Source organism: Vibrio sp. THAF64 (assembly GCF_009363455.1).
GTDB classification, from domain to species: Bacteria; Pseudomonadota; Gammaproteobacteria; order Enterobacterales; family Vibrionaceae; genus Vibrio; species Vibrio coralliilyticus.
Genome location: NZ_CP045355.1, coordinates 2,902,654 through 2,921,264, shown reverse-complemented (window position 1 = coordinate 2,921,264; position 18,611 = coordinate 2,902,654). Strand labels below are relative to the sequence as shown.

9 protein-coding genes are annotated in these 18,611 nt (G+C 47.4%); 4 read left to right on the top strand and 5 right to left on the bottom strand.

What is annotated here, in order from left to right:
• The first annotated feature begins 10 nt into the window (after positions 1-10).
• The 3 genes from infB (at position 11) to truB (ending at position 4,151) form a co-directional block, all read left to right on the top strand.
• Positions 11-2,698, top strand: a complete 2,688-nt coding sequence (infB, locus tag FIU99_RS13550; RefSeq protein WP_006958048.1) for a translation initiation factor IF-2 — start codon at positions 11-13, stop codon at positions 2,696-2,698.
• Between the two features lie 104 nt (positions 2,699-2,802).
• Positions 2,803-3,216: a 30S ribosome-binding factor RbfA gene (gene rbfA, locus FIU99_RS13545; RefSeq protein ID WP_006958047.1), complete on the top strand. Its 414-nt coding sequence runs from the start codon at positions 2,803-2,805 to the stop codon at positions 3,214-3,216.
• Positions 3,216-4,151, top strand: coding sequence for a tRNA pseudouridine(55) synthase TruB (truB, locus tag FIU99_RS13540; RefSeq protein WP_006958046.1), 936 nt, complete (start codon positions 3,216-3,218; stop codon positions 4,149-4,151). Before rbfA ends, truB begins: the two co-directional genes overlap by 1 nt.
• Before the next feature lie 53 nt (positions 4,152-4,204).
• Here truB and FIU99_RS13535 read toward each other — a convergent pair whose 3' ends face one another.
• The 5 genes from FIU99_RS13535 to gltB (FIU99_RS13515) all read right to left on the bottom strand — a co-directional run bounded on the left by FIU99_RS13535 (position 4,205) and on the right by gltB (FIU99_RS13515) (position 17,089).
• A complete protein-coding gene (locus tag FIU99_RS13535; protein WP_039951264.1) occupies positions 4,205-4,633 on the bottom strand; it encodes a DUF1499 domain-containing protein in 429 nt (142 codons plus the stop codon).
• A 106-nt stretch (positions 4,634-4,739) separates the two neighbouring features.
• Positions 4,740-6,152: an FAD-dependent oxidoreductase gene (locus FIU99_RS13530; RefSeq protein WP_006958044.1), complete on the bottom strand. Its 1,413-nt coding sequence runs from the start codon at positions 6,150-6,152 to the stop codon at positions 4,740-4,742.
• 20 nt (positions 6,153-6,172) lie between these two features.
• Positions 6,173-10,636, bottom strand: coding sequence for a glutamate synthase large subunit (gene gltB / locus FIU99_RS13525; RefSeq protein WP_006958043.1), 4,464 nt, complete (start codon positions 10,634-10,636; stop codon positions 6,173-6,175).
• A 433-nt stretch (positions 10,637-11,069) separates the two neighbouring features.
• On the bottom strand, positions 11,070-12,539 hold the full coding sequence (locus FIU99_RS13520; protein WP_006958042.1) for a glutamate synthase subunit beta: 1,470 nt from the start codon (positions 12,537-12,539) through the stop codon (positions 11,070-11,072).
• The gene (gltB, locus tag FIU99_RS13515) at positions 12,539-17,089 is read right to left on the bottom strand and encodes a glutamate synthase large subunit (protein ID WP_006958041.1); all 4,551 of its coding nucleotides are present in this window, start codon (positions 17,087-17,089) and stop codon (positions 12,539-12,541) included. Before gltB (FIU99_RS13515) ends, FIU99_RS13520 begins: the two co-directional genes overlap by 1 nt.
• 534 nt (positions 17,090-17,623) lie before the next feature.
• Here gltB (FIU99_RS13515) and FIU99_RS13510 point away from each other — a divergent pair.
• Positions 17,624-18,583 (top strand): TIGR01212 family radical SAM protein, encoded by a 960-nt coding sequence (locus tag FIU99_RS13510; RefSeq protein ID WP_006958040.1) that lies wholly within the window; start codon positions 17,624-17,626, stop codon positions 18,581-18,583.
• Positions 18,584-18,611 lie beyond the last annotated feature (28 nt).

The following is an 18,611-nucleotide window of genomic DNA, read 5'->3' as shown; positions in this document are numbered from 1 at the left end:
AGAAAGCGGCATGACAAAAATTACTGTTAAGGCACTGAGTGAAGAAATTGGTACACCAGTGGACCGCTTATTAGAGCAACTTGCTGATGCCGGTATGACGAAAGCGGGTACAGATCAGGTTTCTGAAGAAGAGAAGCAGAAGCTTCTGACTCACCTTAAGAAAGAGCACGGCGACACTTCTGGTGAAGCTGAGCCTACTCGCTTAACTCTACAGCGTAAAACTCGCAGCACACTTAGCGTAAACGCAGGTGGCGGCAAGAGTAAGGATGTTCAAGTAGAAGTTCGCAAGAAGCGAACTTATGTGAAGCGCAGCATTATCGAAGACGACGCAAACCGCGAGGCTGAGGAAGCAGCAAAGCGTGAAGCTGAAGAGCTTGCGAAGCGTGAGGCTGAAGAGCTAGCAAAACGTGAAGCTGCAGAGAAAGCACAACGCGAGGCCGAAGAAAAAGCGAAGCGAGAAGCGGACGCAAAACGTGACGCTGAAGAAAAAGCCAAACGCGTACAAGCTGATAAGGCTAAGAAAGACATGAATGCAAAAAATGCGGAAGTGAACACGCAAGCGAAAAAAGAAGCTGACGAACTTAAACGTCGTCAGGAAGAAGAAGCCCAACGTAAAGCGGAACAAGAAGCGGCTAAGCTTGTTGAAGAAGCGCGTAAACTAGCGGAAGAAAATGAAGCTCGTTGGACTGAAGCGGAACAGAAGAAGAAAGAGTTGGAAAACTCTGACTACCATGTAACGACTTCATCATACGCACGTGAAGCGGAAGACGCTGCAGACCGCAAAGAAGAAGGTGGTCGTCGTAAGAAGAAGAAGAAAACTTCTGGTAACGATGATCAAAATCGTGGCGGCCGTAACCAGCGTGGCGGTAAAGGTCGCAACAAAGGTAAACTGGCGAAACCTGCATCAATGCAACAAGGTTTCGATAAGACAGCTACCGTTGCGAAAGCTGACGTTGTTATCGGTGAAACCATCGTTGTATCAGAACTTGCTAACAAGATGTCTGTAAAAGGCACAGAAGTTATCAAAGTAATGATGAAGATGGGCGCAATGGCGACGATCAACCAGGTTATCGACCAAGAAACAGCACAACTTGTTGCTGAAGAAATGGGTCACAAGGTAATTTTGCGTAAAGAGAATGAGCTAGAAGAAGCAGTACTGTCAGATCGTGACAGCAATGCAGAAGCAGTTCCTCGTGCTCCGGTTGTTACCATCATGGGTCACGTTGACCATGGTAAGACATCGACACTTGACTACATCCGTAAAGCACACGTTGCTTCAGGTGAAGCTGGTGGTATTACACAGCACATCGGTGCATACCACGTTGAAACTGAAAACGGCATGATTACCTTCCTGGATACTCCTGGACACGCGGCGTTTACTGCAATGCGTGCTCGTGGTGCTCAGGCAACAGATATCGTTGTTCTTGTTGTAGCAGCAGACGATGGCGTAATGCCACAGACAATCGAAGCAATCCAGCACGCGAAAGCAGCGGGTGTACCTCTGATTGTTGCAGTGAACAAGATCGATAAAGAAGACGCGAACCCAGATAACGTTAAGAATGAGCTAGCTCAGTACGATGTTATTCCTGAGGAGTGGGGCGGTGAGAACATGTTCGTTCACATCTCTGCGAAACAGGGTACAAACATTGAAGGCCTGCTAGAAACTATCCTTCTACAATCTGAAGTTCTTGAGCTGACAGCGGTAGAAGAAGGCATGGCGTCTGGTGTGGTTGTTGAATCTCGCCTAGATAAAGGTCGCGGTCCTGTTGCCACTGTACTGGTTCAGTCTGGTACTCTAAACAAAGGTGATATCCTTCTTTGTGGTCAAGAGTACGGCCGTGTTCGTGCAATGCGTGACGAGAATGGTCAAGAAATTTTCACTGCGGGTCCTTCTATCCCAGTAGAAATCATCGGTCTGTCTGGTGTGCCTGCATCTGGTGACGAAGCGACTGTTGTTCGTGATGAGCGTAAAGCACGTGAAGTTGCTAACTACCGTCAAGGTAAATTCCGTGATGTTAAACTAGCACGTCAGCAAAAAGCGAAACTAGAGAACATGTTCTCTAACATGGCTGCTGGTGAAGTGGCTGAGCTTAACGTAGTACTTAAAGCAGACGTTCAAGGTTCTGTGGAAGCTATCGCAGACTCGCTACGTAAACTTTCTACTGAAGAAGTGAAAGTGAACATCGTTGGTTCTGGTGTTGGTGGTATAACGGAAACAGACGCCGTTCTAGCAGCTGCTTCTAACGCTATCATCCTAGGTTTCAACGTTCGTGCTGATGCAACAGCTCGCCGTGCAGTCGAAACAGAAAACCTAGACCTGCGCTACTACTCAATCATTTACCAATTGATTGACGAAGTGAAACAAGCAATGGGCGGTATGCTTGCTCCAGAGTTCAAGCAAGAAATCATCGGCCTTGCAGAAGTACGTGATGTATTTAAGTCACCTAAACTTGGCGCTATCGCGGGTTGTATGGTTACTGAAGGTACTATTAAGCGTAATAACCCTATTCGTGTACTACGTGAGAACGTGGTTATCTACGAAGGTGAACTAGAGTCACTACGTCGCTTTAAAGACGACGTTCAAGAAGTTAAGAACGGCTACGAATGTGGTATCGGCGTTAAGAACTACAATGATGTTCGCGTTGGTGACCAAATCGAAGTCTTCGAAGTTGTTGAAGTTAAACGTACTCTAGACTAATTGACTAACTTTACCGGCAGTGAGTGTCGGTAACAGGTTGTTGAATACGCCATGGGGGGCTGGAATTTATCCATCCCCCCATTCTTTCTAATAAGAGAAAAGATATGTCAAAAGAATTTAGCCGCACGCAGCGAGTATCGCAGCAGTTGCAAAAAGAACTGGCCATGATCCTACAACGTGAAGTTCGTGATTCACGTTTGGGTATGGTTACTATCTCAGACGTAGAAGTGTCTCGTGACCTTGCGTATGCAAAGGTGTTCGTGACCTTCTTATGTGTGGGTGAACAAACACCTGAGTCATGCTTAAAAGCACTTCGTGAACACGAAGTTCACATTCGCATGATGCTGGGTAAACGCATTCGTCTGCGTCTGACACCTGAAATTCGTTTCGAATACGACAACACTTTGGTTGAAGGCATGCGTATGTCTAACCTTGTCAGCGAAGTGGTAAGTGAAGACAAACGTAAGCAGCAAGACGCTGGCCGTGATGGCGAAAACTCGGAAGAGGACAACGCATAATGGCTCGCCGTCGTAAAGGTCGTCCAATTGATGGAGTCATCCTGTTAGATAAACCGACAGGTATTTCATCCAATGATGCGTTACAGAAAGTCAAACGCATCTATTTTGCAGAGAAAGCCGGGCATACTGGCGCTCTGGATCCGCTTGCGACTGGCATGCTGCCAATTTGTCTTGGAGAAGCCACGAAGTTTTCGCAGTTCCTCCTCGATTCAGATAAGCGTTATCGTGTTATCGCCAAGCTAGGTGAGCGCACCAATACGTCGGACTCGGACGGTGAAGTTATCGAAACTCGCCCTGTTGATGTCGATATGACGAAACTGGAAGCGTGTATCGACAAGTTCCGCGGTGAATCGGATCAGGTGCCATCGATGTTTTCCGCGCTCAAGTATCAAGGTAAGCCTTTATACGAGTACGCTCGTCAAGGTATCGAAGTCCCGCGTGAAGCTCGCAAGATCACGGTTTATGAAATCATCTTACATCGTTTTGAAGGTGACGAAATTGAGATGGAAGTGCATTGTTCAAAAGGCACTTATATCCGCACGATAGTTGATGATCTTGGTGAAATGCTTGGTTGTGGTGCACACGTGACTATGCTTCGTCGTACGGCAGTCGCTAACTATCCATACGAAAAAATGGTGACGCTTGAGCAACTTAATGAGTTGTTGGAGCAAGCACACCGTGATGAAGTGGCACCACGTGAGGTACTCGACCCATTGTTACTGCCAATGGACACTGCGGTGGAAGATTTACCGGAAGTGAACCTCAATGCGGAGCAGACTGACTTAGTTCAGCACGGACAGCCAGTGTATGTTCTTGGTGTACCAGAAGGAACGCTGCGCATGACCTCGGGTGATGAGCGTACCTTTATTGGTGTTGCGGAATTGAACGATGACGGAAAGGTCGCGCCTAAGCGTCTGGTTGTTTTTCGCGATTAAATAGCGCAGCACAGTAAAAACCGAAGCGTTCGCTTCGGTTTTTTTATGTCTGGTTACTGAACCTGCTCCGCGCTACGCAATAATGCTCTCAGTTGTTCGGCGCGTTTTCGATTGACGCCGAAATCTGAGTATCCCGTGCGGGATTCAGAACGAACCAACAAGTTGTTTCCTTCTATGCGTAACTCAAGATCATCAACAAAGCGCATGATTTTTGATGTGCATTCTATCCTCAAATAGCCTTCTTCTTTTACCGCTGTTTTTGCACCGGGTAATTGAAGTGCCGCATTTTCAATTGCGTCGATACTAGCATGGCTGGTGAGAGTGAACGGGGCGAGTTGGTGTTTTTCTCTCTCGTCTTGCGTGGAAACACAGTTCGGTTTATCACCACATGGTGATGAGGTGCGATCAGTCATAGTTTGGACTCCTTGGCTGCAAGCGGATAGTAGCATCACGGAAGTGATTAAGAGCGCGGGCCTTTTCATTCACAATGTCCTTATTGTTATAAACTAAGTGTATTAGTTAAAGAACTTCTATAAAAAAGGGTTGACGCACAAACGTCAACCCAAATTTCATATCAATGATCGTTTATCAGACTTCAAGGTAATCAAGGATTCCTTCTGCAGCTTTGCGTCCTTCATCAATGGCGGTCACGACTAAGTCCGAGCCTCGCACAGCATCACCACCCGCGAAGATTTTCTCATTGCTGGTCTGATACTGAAACTCTTGTTCAGAAGGGGCTTTGATTCTTCCCCACTGATCGAGCTCCACATCATAAGGCGCTAGCCATTCCATCTTATGCGGCTGGAATCCAAACGCCATAATTACAGCGTCTGCTGGCAGAACATGTTCACTCCCTTCCACAGGTTCTGGGCGACGACGTCCGGCTTCATCGGGTTCTCCGAGGGCCGTTTTAACCACTTTCACACCCGATACTTTGCCAGAGACATCCACTTCGACACCCAAAGGTTGAAGGTTAAACTTAAAGTCGACGCCTTCTTCCTTGGCATTTTTTACTTCTCGACGAGAGCCCGGCATATTGGCTTCATCACGTCGATAGGCACAAATGACGTTAGAGGCGCCTTGTCGGATTGACGTGCGAACACAGTCCATTGCGGTATCGCCACCCCCGAGTACGACCACTTTTTTACCCGCCATATCTACGAAGGGTTGTGTGTCTTCTAAGTTCATGACTTTGTAAGTGTTGGAAATCAAAAACGGCAGTGCATCGTATACGCCCGGCGCGTCTTCGTTTTCTAATCCAGCTCGCATAGACTTGTATGTTCCGACCCCTAGAAAAACAGCATCATAATCGTCGAGCAGTTGCTGCATCGTTATATCCTGGCCGACTTCAACGTTGAGGCGAAATTCAACGCCCATATCTGTGAAGACGCGGCGACGATTTTCCATCACGCCTTTTTCCAGTTTGAACGATGGGATGCCAAAAGTGAGTAGGCCTCCGATTTCAGGGTAGCGATCAAAAACGACAGGTTTGACGCCATTGCGCACTAAAATATCTGCGGCAGCAAGTCCTGCAGGGCCTGCGCCGATAATGGCCACCTTTTTGTCTGTCCATTCGACTTGTGACATGTCGGGCTTCCAACCCATTTCAAACGCTTTGTCGGTAATGTACTTCTCTATGTTACCAATCGTGACGGCACCAAAATCGTTATTGAGGGTACAAGAACCCTCACACAATCGATCCTGTGGACAGACTCGGCCACACACTTCAGGCAGGCTGTTTGTCTGATGAGATAGCTCTACTGCTTCAAGAATACGCCCCTCATTGGCAAGTTTCAGCCACTGCGGAATGTAGTTATGAACAGGACACTTCCACTCGCAGTATGGGTTACCACAATCGAGGCAGCGATCAGCTTGGGCAGTGGCTTGCTGTTTAGTAAAGGGTTCGTAAATCTCGACGAATTCAATCTTGCGAACTTTAATCGGTTTCTTCGCAGGATCGACACGTTGTACGTCAATAAATTGGTATACGTTCTGGCTCATGATTCAAACATCCTCCATGATTACTGCGCTTGAACGCGAAGTTCTGCGGCACTACGACTTTGGTGACCAAGCAGGGTACGAAGATCCGCGGCTTTAGGTTTCACCAGATAGAACTTTGGAATCCATTCATCAAAGTTCGCCAGAATATCTTCAGCGTGAACTGAGTTTGTCTCTTCAAGATGCTCTGCAATCAGGCCACGTAAATGTTCCTGATGGATATAGAGATCAGACAGCGCCAGTGCCTCGACTGATTCATTGTTCACTCGGCCTTGGAAGTCTTCGTTCTTATCAAGAACGTAGGCAAACCCGCCTGTCATACCTGCGCCAAAATTGACTCCGGTTGCGCCAAGAATTGCCACAATTCCACCAGTCATATATTCACAAGCATTGTCGCCTGCGCCTTCAATAACCGCGATGGTTCCTGAGTTGCGTACGCCAAAGCGCTCGCCAGCCGTACCTGCTGCAAAGAGTTTGCCCCCGGTTGCACCGTACAAGCAGGTGTTACCAATGATGGTGGCTTCATTACAGCGGAATGCTGTCCCTAAGTGTGGTTTGATGACCAACTTGCCCCCAGCCATGCCTTTACCAACATAGTCATTGGCATCGCCAGTGAGATACTGTTCTACGCCACCGGCATTCCAGACACCAAATGATTGTCCAGCGGTGCCATCAAGGTGGAGCTTAATGGGTGTTGCCGCCATGCCTTGGTTTCCATAGCGCTTAGCAATTTCACCTGATAGACGTGCACCAATCGAGCGATCGGTATTGATGACGTTATAGAAGAAGCTAGCGGACTCGCGTGCCTCTACGGCTGAAAGGGCATCATCGATGATCTTCTGGTTCAACTCAGCCTTATCAAACGGTGTGTTAGGTTCTGTCCAAAATAGTGGATGACCTTCCGGTGATACAGGCGCTTCAAGAATATTGCTTAAGTCGAGCTTGGTTTGCTTGGCGGTCATGCCCTCTACTGTCTCAAGCAGTTCAGTACGACCGATGAGATCGGTGAGTTTTTCCACTTCCAGCTCTGCTAGCAAGGCGCGTACTTCATCAGCCAAACCGACAAAGTAATTCATCACTTGCTCAGGTAGACCTTTAAAGAATTCTTTGCGTAGCATTTCGTCTTGAGTGGCGACGCCAGTTGCGCAGTTATTGAGGTGACAAATACGCAGGAACTTACAGCCCATCGCTACCATAGGAGCTGTTCCAAAGCCGAAGCTTTCAGCGCCGAGTATCGCGGCTTTTACAACGTCTAAACCTGTTTTTAGACCGCCATCCACTTGAAGGCGAATCTTGTGACGAAGCCCGTTAGCCACCAGTGCTTGTTGAGTTTCGGCAAGGCCTAGCTCCCAAGGGCAACCTGCGTATTTTACCGATGTCAGTGGGCTGGCAGCTGTTCCCCCGTCATAGCCTGAGATGGTGATCAAGTCTGCATACGCTTTTGCCACACCAGTGGCAATAGTGCCAACACCAGGTTCAGAAACCAGTTTGACTGATACTAAGGCGTTTGGGTTGACCTGTTTTAGGTCGAAGATCAGCTGAGCTAAATCTTCAATCGAATAGATATCGTGGTGCGGCGGCGGAGAGATCAGCGTGACGCCTTGTACCGAATAACGTAGCTTAGCGATTTCCGCTGTAACCTTATGCCCTGGAAGCTGACCACCTTCACCCGGTTTTGCACCCTGCGCGACCTTGATTTGCAGTACGTCGGCATTGGTTAGGTAATGCGGGGTCACACCAAATCGACCTGAGGCAATCTGTTTAATACGAGAGTTACGCTCTGTACCGAAGCGACGTGGATCTTCGCCACCTTCACCTGAATTTGAATAGCCACCGAGGCGGTTCATTGCAGTTGCCAAAGCTTCATGAGCTTCTGGGCTCAGAGCGCCAATGGACATTGCGGCAGAGTCAAAGCGTTTAAACAGTTCAGTGCTTGGTTCGACCTGTTCTAGTGGTAGCGGCTTCGCAGATTTTTTCAGCGTCATCAAGTCTCGCAACATCGCAACCGGACGTTGGTTTACTTGTTTGGCAAAACTCTGATAATCACCACTCTCACCAGATTTGACGGCCTGTTGCAATGTGCCAACGACATCCGGGTTATAGGCATGATACTCGCCGCCATGGACATATTTCAGTAAACCACCATGTTCAATGGCTTTACGTTTAGCCCAGGCTTTGCGTGAAAGGTTAAACAAGTCTTGCTGGAAGTCGTCGAAGCTGGCGCCTTGTATACGAGTCGTGACCCCTCGGAAGCAAAGTTCGACGACATCTTCACTCAGACCCACCGCTTCAAACAGTTGTGAACAACGGTAAGAGGCAACAGTGGATATGCCCATTTTGGACATGATCTTGTAGAGGCCTTTGTTGATGCCATATTGATAGTTTTGCATCACATCGCGGTAGCTTTTTTCAAGCGCACCATCATCAATCAGTTTACCTAAGGCTTCATAAGCCAAATATGGGTAAACCGCTGTTGCACCAAATCCAAGTAGAACAGCAAACTGATGTGGATCGCGAGCAGTGGCTGTCTCGACAATAATGTTGGCATCACAACGAAGATTCTCTTCAATCAAACGTGTTTGCACCGCGCCTACTGCCATCGCCGCAGGAATCGGCAGCTTGCCTTTCACTAACGCGCGATCAGATAAAACCACCAATACAGTCCCTTCACGCACAACATCGACTGCTTGGTCACATAAGTCGTTGATCGCTTGTTTTAGGTCTTTTCTCTCAGGATCGTAATTGATATCTAAGATGGTGTTACGGTAGTGCGCATCAGCCAGTTCGAGCAGTTGCTGCATGTCTGAATAAAGCAGTACCGGCGAATCAAAAGTTACGCGATGAGCGTGCCCATCGGTTTCGCAGAACACGTTCATTTCTTGGCCAACACTGGTCGCCAATGACATGACGTGTTTTTCACGCAACGGGTCAATCGGCGGGTTGGTGACCTGAGCAAATTTCTGACGGAAGTAGTCGGTAACTAGGCGCTCTTTAGAAGAAAGAACGGCCATCGGGGTATCATCTCCCATAGAGCCAACGGCTTCTTGACCCATATCACCAAGCACTCTAAGGACTTGATCGACTTCTTCGTTGGTCATAGCGAATTGCTTCTGATAGGTCTTGAGCAAATCGCTGTCAAAATTGCGCTCACCTACCTGATCTTCAGGCAATTGAGCAAATGGTGTGAGCTTATGGACGTTGTTGTCCATCCACTCTTTATATGGGTGGCGACCTTTTAGATCGTTATCAATTTCACTTGATTGCCACAATTTCCCGCGGCGTGTGTCAACGACCAACAATTCGCCTGGTCCAACACGGCCTTTTTCTGCCACTTCGTCGGGGGCGTAATCCCAGATACCCACTTCTGACGCCAGCGTGATGAGTTGATCTTTGGTGATCACATAACGAGCTGGGCGCAGGCCATTACGATCTAGGTTACACGCGGCATAACGACCATCGGATAATACGATGCCAGCAGGGCCATCCCATGGCTCCATGTGTTTAGAGTTGAAGTCATAGAACGCACGCAAGTCCGGATCCATATCCGGGTGGTTCTGCCATGCAGGCGGCACCAGCATTCTCATTGCGCGGAAGACGTCCATGCCCCCCGCGAGGAAAAGGTCAAGCATGTTGTCCAGGCTGGATGAATCAGAGCCCGTTTCGTTAACAAATGGAGCTGCCGTTTGCAGATCAGGCAGTAGTGGCGAAGCGAATTTGTATGCACGAGCGCGTGCCCATTGGCGGTTGCCTTCAATGGTGTTGATTTCACCATTGTGTGCCAGGTAGCGGAACGGTTGAGCCAGCGGCCAACGTGGTTGGGTATTTGTTGAAAAACGCTGGTGGAACAAGCAAATAGCTGATTCCATGCGTAAATCTGCAAGATCCAGGTAAAAGCGTGGTAAGTCTGCTGGCATACACAGACCTTTATATACAATCACCTGTGTGGACAAGCTGCAGATATAAAAATCACTGTCTTGTGTGATTTGCTTTTCTATGCGGCGGCGTGCGATATACAAACGACGCTCAATGTCGCGCTCACGCCAGCCTGCTGGAGCTGAAATGAACACTTGTTGAATGTTAGGTAACGAATCCAGTGCGATCGGGCCTAAAACATCTGAGTTGGTAGGCACGTCACGCCAACCCGAAACGGTTAGTGTTTCCTGAGCTAACTCTTTATTGATGATGTCTTTAGCGGATTGTGCCTTGACTGGGTCTTGGCTGAAAAACATCATACCTACAGCGTATTGCTTACCGAGGTTGAAGCCGTTTTCTTCAGCGATGAGGCGTAAATATGAGTCGGGCTTTTGTAATAGAAGACCACAACCATCACCGGTTTTACCATCAGCGGCGATACCGCCTCGGTGGGTCATGCGATCCAATGCCGAAATTGCTGTACGAACCAGTTTGTGACTTGGTTGTCCTTCCATGTGGGCGATTAAACCAAATCCACAGTTGTCTTTTTCAAGACTAGGATCATATAAAGCCATTGCAATTCTCCCTTTGCTTCTCTGTCTTCCAGACAGAACTACCAACATTTAAAGGGTTGGTATTTATGACTAACTATGCTTTCAAGTTGTTAAATCTTGCATAAATATACACAAAATCTTTTGTTATTATTTTACAAAATAAGACGAAATCATTTTCATCGACTTCACAACGTATAGCTTATGATAGAAAAGGTCAAGTTTTTGGTGAAATATCACGTCAATGTTCGATTTACCAAGCAATAACCTAGAAAAGTACTTATATATCATATGTATAGATTTTTGATTGTTACATTTTTGCAACAATTGAGTTCGGTGGATATAAAAAAGACCAGCATAATGTGCTGGTCAAGTTGGGAAGTTTGGAAGGATTGATTAGTTATTCGCTTTAGACCCAGAATCATTCATTGCTACCTGATTCTGGGTTTCATCCGGTTTACGCTGATAACATCAGTGAATCGGATTTAGCTTCAAGATGAGTTCCACCCATTAGGAAATCATCGATAGCACGGGCACATTCGCGACCTTCGTTGATACAACGAACCACCAAAGATTGGCCTGTTCGCATATCACCAGCAGCAAATACACCTTCTTGGTTAGTAGCAAAACCTTGAGTTGCTACGTTACCGCGATCATCTAGTGCGATATCCAGTTGAGCAAGTACGCCTGTTGGTTCTGGGTGCAGGAACCCCATCGCTAGGAATGCCATATCGCATGGGATCACACGCTCGCTGCCTTCTACTTCTTTGAAGTTTGGACGCTCGCCTAGTTTCGCATCTTGCCATACGATGTCTGCAATACGTAGACCTGTTACCTGACCTTGGTCGTTGCCGATGAATTCTTTGGTCAAGATATTCCAATGGCGATCGACACCTTCTTCGTGTGATGTTGAGGTGCGCATAATCATTGGGTATTGTGGCCAAGGCATGTTTGCTGGGCGTTTCTCAGGTGGAATCGGCATGATTTCAACTTGAGTAATGCTCGCTGCGCCATGACGGTTAGAGGTACCCACGCAGTCAGAACCAGTATCACCACCACCAATGACGACAACGTGTTTGTCTTTCGCGTGGATCTCTTCGGTTTTAAGATCCATGTTGTTGGCGCGGCGGTTGTTTTGACCTAGGAATTCCATTGCGAAGTGAACACCATTTAGTTTACGGCCTGGAACTGGTAAATCACGTGGAACGGTTGAGCCACCAGTCAGTAGAACCACATCGAACTCTTGACGCAGCTGCTGGGCATTCACATCAACACCAACATGTTGGTTAACTTTGAATTCAATCCCCGCTTCTGCCATCAGGTTGATCTTACGATCAATCACGTCCATACCCAGTTTGAAATCTGGGATACCAAAACGCAGCAGACCCCCCACTTTCTCGTCTCGTTCGAATACCGTCACAGTATGACCAGCGCTGTTCAGCTGCTCAGCCGCCGCAAGACCAGCAGGGCCCGAACCGATGATCGCAACGGTTTTGCCTGTGCGAGAACGTGGTGTTTTTGGTTTGGCGTAGCCTTCACGATACGCCGTTTCCACGATGGTTTTCTCGATATTACAAATAGTGATTGGATCTTGGTTGATGCCAAGTACACAAGCGCTTTCACACGGAGCTGGGCAAACACGACCAGTGAACTCTGGGAAGTTATTGGTTGAGCTTAGAATGTTCCATGCTTCTTCCCAGCTATCACGATAAACTGCATCGTTAAACTCTGGGATGATGTTACCGATAGGGCAGCCGTTATGACAAAACGGCACACCACAATCCATACAACGAGAAGCTTGAGTATTGATCTTGTCACCAAACTCCTCGTTTAGAACGAACTCTTTGTTGTTCTTGATGCGCTCAGCTGGGTCGATCTTCTGTGGTAGTTCACGACCATGCTCTAAAAATCCAGTAGGCTTACCCATTATACGGCCTCCGCTTGAGTTTCGTTTCCTTGAGACTGTGCTTCAGTTTTGCGTTTTTGAAGAACCGCTTTATAGTCACGCGGCATTACCTTAACCATAGAGGCTAGGCTAGCTTCAAAGTTGTCTAGGAAAGACTGAGCGACTTCACTTCCTGTGAATTGAACATGCTTAGTTAGCATGTCGAGTAAGAGATCTCTGTCTTCTTGCTCGATTGGATCTAGGTCTACTAGCTCTGGGTTCAGCTTTGACTCAAAGTCACCTGATTTATCCCATACGTAAGCCACGCCGCCACTCATACCTGCGGCAAAGTTACGACCTGTTGAACCAAGGATAATTGCTGCACCGCCAGTCATGTATTCACAACCGTGGTCACCGACGCCTTCTACTACGACTTTCGCGCCTGAGTTACGAACACAGAAACGTTCACCAGCCATACCGCGAATGAAAGACTCACCCGAAGTTGCACCGTAGAAACACACGTTACCAACTACGATGTTGTCTTCCGCGACAATGCTCGATTTCGCGTCTGGGTAGAGCACTAAGGTACCGCCAGACAGACCTTTACCCCAGTAGTCGTTAGCATCACCTTCCACCTCGAACTTCACACCCTTAGCTAGGAATGCGCCGAATGACTGACCCGCAGAACCGTTGAACTTCACGTTCATTGGCTTAGGTAGACCAGCATCTTTGTACACTTTCGAGATTTCGTTCGACAACATGGTACCTGCAGAGCGGTCCGTGTTGACGATAGGGAATTCGGCATTTACCGCTTCGCCTTTCTCGAGAGCAGGAATCGCTGCTTGAATCAGCTTGCGGTCTAGAACTTCTTCTAGATTGTGGTTCTGCTGAGCTTGGTTGAATACGCCATCGGCTTCGCGAGCTTGCTCCACGTGCAGAACAGGAGACAGATCTAGGTTCTTGTATTTCCAGTGAGATACATCTTGGCGAATCTTCAGCTTCTGACCTTGACCGACCATCTCATCGATAGTGCGGAAGCCAAGTTCAGCCATGATTTCACGCAGACCTTGTGCCATGTATTGGAAGAAGGTTACTACGTCTTCTACGCGACCATCAAAGCGCTCACGAAGCGTCTTGTTTTGAGTCGCGATACCGACAGGACAGGTGTTCTTATGACACTTACGCATCATGATACAACCTTCAACCACCAATGCTGCGGTTGCCACGCCCCATTCTTCTGCACCAAGTAGTGTTGCCACTGCAAGGTCGCGAGGTGTCTTCATCTGACCATCCGCTTGAACCACGATACGGTTACGCAGACCGTTCTTCAGTAGCGTTTGGTGTGTTTCTGCCAAACCAAGTTCCCAAGGTAGACCTGTATGACGGATTGAAGACATTGGTGATGCACCAGTACCACCGTCGAAACCTGCGATTAGTACAACGTCCGCTTTCGCTTTCGCTACACCAGAAGCGATCGTACCTACGCCTGCTTCCGATACCAGTTTCACGTTTACGCGGCCCGCGCGGTTCGCGTTCTTCAAGTCGTAGATAAGCTGAGCCAAATCTTCGATTGAGTAGATATCGTGGTGTGGCGGTGGAGAGATAAGACCGACGCCCGGAGTTGAGTGACGCGTTGCACCGATCCAGTCGTCTACTTTATCGCCTGGTAGCTGACCACCTTCACCTGGTTTCGCACCTTGAGCCATCTTGATTTGTAGCTCATCAGCGTTGGTTAGGTAGTAAGAGGTTACGCCGAAACGACCTGAAGCCACCTGCTTGATTGCAGAGCGTTCCCAGTCGCCGTTGTCTTTGCGCTCGAAACGCATTGGGTCTTCACCACCTTCACCAGAGTTCGATTTCGCGCCAAGGCGGTTCATCGCAACAGCCAGTGTGGAGTGTGCTTCGTAAGAAATAGAACCGAATGACATTGCACCCGTCGCGAAGCGTTTCACGATGCTTTCAATTGGCTCGACTTCGTCGATAGAGATAGAACCGGCTGGGTTCTTAATGAACTCAAGTTGGCTACGAAGGGTTACCGCGTTGTCGCCTTGCTTATCTACTGCTGTCGCGTACTGTTTGAACTGATCGTAGTTCTTGTTGCGTGTAGACTCTTGCAGTAGAGAAATGGTTTCTGGGTTGAATAGGTGCTTCTCACCACGCTGTTTCCATTGGTAAACACCACCAACATCCAGCATTTGAATTGGGATTTCACGTTGTGGGTAACCGATGCGGTGACGGATCAGCACTTCTTTGGCGATATCATCAAGGGTGAGACCTTGGATACGAGAAACCGTACCTGTGAAGTATTTGTCTACAACAGACTTATGGATACCCAAGGCTTCGAAGATTTGCGCACCATGGTACGACTGTAGCGTAGAAATACCCATCTTCGAGAAGATCTTCAGAAGACCGCCATTGATCGCTTTACGGTAGTTGTTGAACAGATCGCGAGGGTTCGCTTCTGGATCCAACTTCTTCGTACGTTGAAGTTCAATGATGGTTTCAATCACTAGGTAAGGGTTAACCGCATTCGCACCGTAACCAAGTAGCGTTGCGAAGTGGTGCGTTTCACGCGCGTCACCGGTTTCAACCACGATGTCACACTTCGCACGTAGGCCTTTACGGATCAAGTGGTGGTGCACTGCACCAACTGCCAGCATTGCTGGGATCGCCGCATGGTTTGAGTTCACTGCACGGTCAGTTAGTAGGATGATTGAGTAACCATCGATAACCGCGTCTTCTGCGTATTGGCAGATACGTTTTAGCGCGCGCTCAAGCTTGCCTTGATCTTCATTGGCTTGGAACACGATATCCAGTGTCTTCGCTTGTAGGTGCTCGTTATCGATCGCACGCAATTTCTCAAGCTCAGAGTTCGCCAGAACAGGCGATTCCAATTCAACTTTCTGACAGTGAAGTGGTGTTTCAGTCAGAAGGTTTTGGTCTTTACCCAAGTAAGTGTTCAGCGACATAACCATGCGCTCACGGATCGGGTCGATCGGCGGGTTGGTTACCTGTGCGAACAGTTGCTTGAAGTAGTTTGAAAGGTGCTGAGACTGATGAGATAGAACCGCAAGAGGCCAGTCGGCACCCATTGCTGATAATGGTTCTTTCGCGTCATTCGCCATTGGAACGATGATTTCGTTCACTTCTTCATTGCTCACACCGAAAGCTTGCTGACGATGCAACAAACGCTCTGGAGAAGGTTGGCTGAACTGGTTGCTCGCATCTGGCAGCTTCTTCAAGCTCAGTAGGTTTTCTTCTACCCACTTCTCGTAAGGCTGTGCCGTTGCAATGGTGTCTTTCACTTCTTCATCAGAGATGATGCGACCTTGCTCTAGGTCTGCAACGAAGATACGACCTGGTTGTAGACGACCACGGAACTCTACGTTCTCTGGTTCAATATCTACAACACCAGATTCAGATGCCATCACTAGGAAGTTATCTTTGGTCACTGTGTAGCGAGAAGGGCGCAGACCGTTACGGTCTAGTGTCGCACCAACTTGAACACCATCAGTAAAACATACTGAAGCAGGACCATCCCATGGTTCCATGATGTTCGCGTGGTACTGATAGAACGCGCGACGTTTAGGATCCATGTTTTTGTTTTCTTGCCATGCTTCCGGGATCATCATCATCAATGCGTGTGGCAGGCTACGACCAGAAAGAACTAGGAGCTCAAGTGCCATGTCAAAGTTAGATGAATCCGAGCTGCCTTCCTGACAGATTGGAAGAAGCATGTCGATTTCAGCCTGAGTAAACAGGTCTGATTCTAAGATTGCTTCACGGGCTTTCATCCAGTTCAAGTTACCGCGAACTGTATTGATTTCACCGTTGTGGGCAATGTAACGGAAAGGCTGTGCAAGACGCCATTTCGGGAAGGTGTTGGTAGAGAAACGAGAGTGTACCAGTGCCAGTGCTGTCACCATGGTCGGGTTTTGCAGATCAAGGAAGTACTGAGGTACTTGCTCGGTCGTTAACTGACCTTTGTAGACCAATGTCTTGTAAGACATTGAGTTAATGTAGAAGTCGTCACCAATGTTCGAAACGCTTTCTAGGCAAACACGCACAGTGTAGTTACGAAGTACGTACAGTTTGCGCTCAAGCTCTTCAGGTGTGATGCCAGGACCACCAGAGATAAACACATGCTCAAACTGAGGTTCTGTGCTTAGTGGGTCTGCACCGATCATAGAGTTATCGGTTGGCAATACGCGGTAGCCGATAACTTCAAGATCTAGACGTTGTGCGTTACGTTCTAGAATGTCACGGCATTGCTCTCGTTTGTATTCGTCTTTCGGGAAAAGAACGACACCAACACCATACTTTTCAAACGAAGGCAATTTAATGCCTAACTTAACGGCTTCTTCTAATAGGAATTCATGAGGTTTTTGTAGCAAGATACCCGCACCATCACCGCTGCATGGATCACAACCTTGACCACCGCGGTGTTCCATTCGTGCCAGCATATCCAATGCCTGAGTTACTACTTCGTGCGATTTACGGTTTTTAAGGTGAGCAACAAAACCGATACCACAAGCGTCATGCTCCAGTTCAGGAGTATACAGACCCTGTGAACTTTGCTCTCTATCTACCATAGATACATCCTTCCAGTTCAGTAGACGCAAATGTACTAGCCGATACTAGTTTTGCGTCCAGTCCTTTATTTTTATGATTCGCAGCCTGCCTAGGTTGGCGACTTTGATTCCATTCCGTATCTCGCAGGAAAAATATTGCGAGAAAAACAATCCTTGGTGAAATCCATGTTTTTTGTATCACAATCTAGTGATTTATATAGGTGGGAGCTGGAAAACACCGATGTTTTAGCAACTAAATATGTAATTTATTACACAAATAAAACTAAAATCTGAAATTATCCTACAATTTTGTCAGGATGAATTGCAATCAAAATTCGAGTTAGCAGAGTACTTTTTTAGCCGTTGTTATAGGTATTATGTTTAACTTTTGCTTAACAATTGGGTTTTGTTCTCCATTTTGTGCATGTTTATTGACTTTAAATAACTTCCTTTCTGTTTTAAATCGCTAGATTTCCACCTCCAAATTTTTCATTGCTGTAATTTAATTACACTAATGGAAATGATATTCATTATTGTTTGTGTTGTGAAAAAACTATGCAGTTACATGAGCTGGTTAATACGATTGGACAAGATCTTCAGCGTCGTTATGGCGAGAGAGTCCACAAACTGACGTTACATGGTGGTTTTAGCTGCCCAAATAGAGATGGCACCATAGGTCGAGGGGGATGTACTTTCTGTAATGTTGCATCGTTTGCAGACGAAGAAACTCAGACAAAGAGTATTCTTGAACAACTTAAAGATCGTGCAGGGGAAGTACATAGGGCTAAGAAGTATTTAGCTTACTTTCAAGCATATACCAGTACGTATGCTGAAGTTCAGACTCTGAAGAGTATGTACGAGCAGGCAATAAAAGCGGCCGATATTGTGGGCCTGTGTGTTGGTACACGGCCAGATTGTGTGCCTGATGCTGTATTGGAGTTGCTGTCTGGTTATGTACGAGAAGGTTTCGAGATCTGGCTAGAGCTCGGTCTTCAGACTGCGAACAATGATACCCTGAAGCGTATAAATCGCGGCCATGATTTTAATTGTTATGCTAGCATCGCCAAACGAGCGAGAGCTTTAGGTATTAAAGTCTGTACCCACTTGATAGTTGGCCTACCGAAAGAAACTCACCAAGATAACATTGATACGATGCGTAAAGTTATTGATGTTGGAACTGATGGGATCAAACTTCACAGTTTGCACATTGTTGAAGGTAGTACCATGGCTAAAGCTTGGAAGGCAGGCAAGCTTAATGCTCCCTCTCTGCAGCAATATGTGGATACTGCTAGCGCAATGATCCGCATGACACCACCCGAGATTGTGTTTCATCGGGTTTCATCGGCAGCCCGGCGCCCAACTCTGCTTGCCCCTTTATGGTGTGAAAATCGTTGGTTAGCAATGACGAAAATTGGCGATGCGCTTAAGCATGAAGGTGCACAAGGTTCATCCATCGGTCGTCCTTTTGTGTATGTAAAACCAACAATAAATACAGAAAACTCATCAATAAGCTGATATCTTTTGTAACCTTAGTATTAGGTTA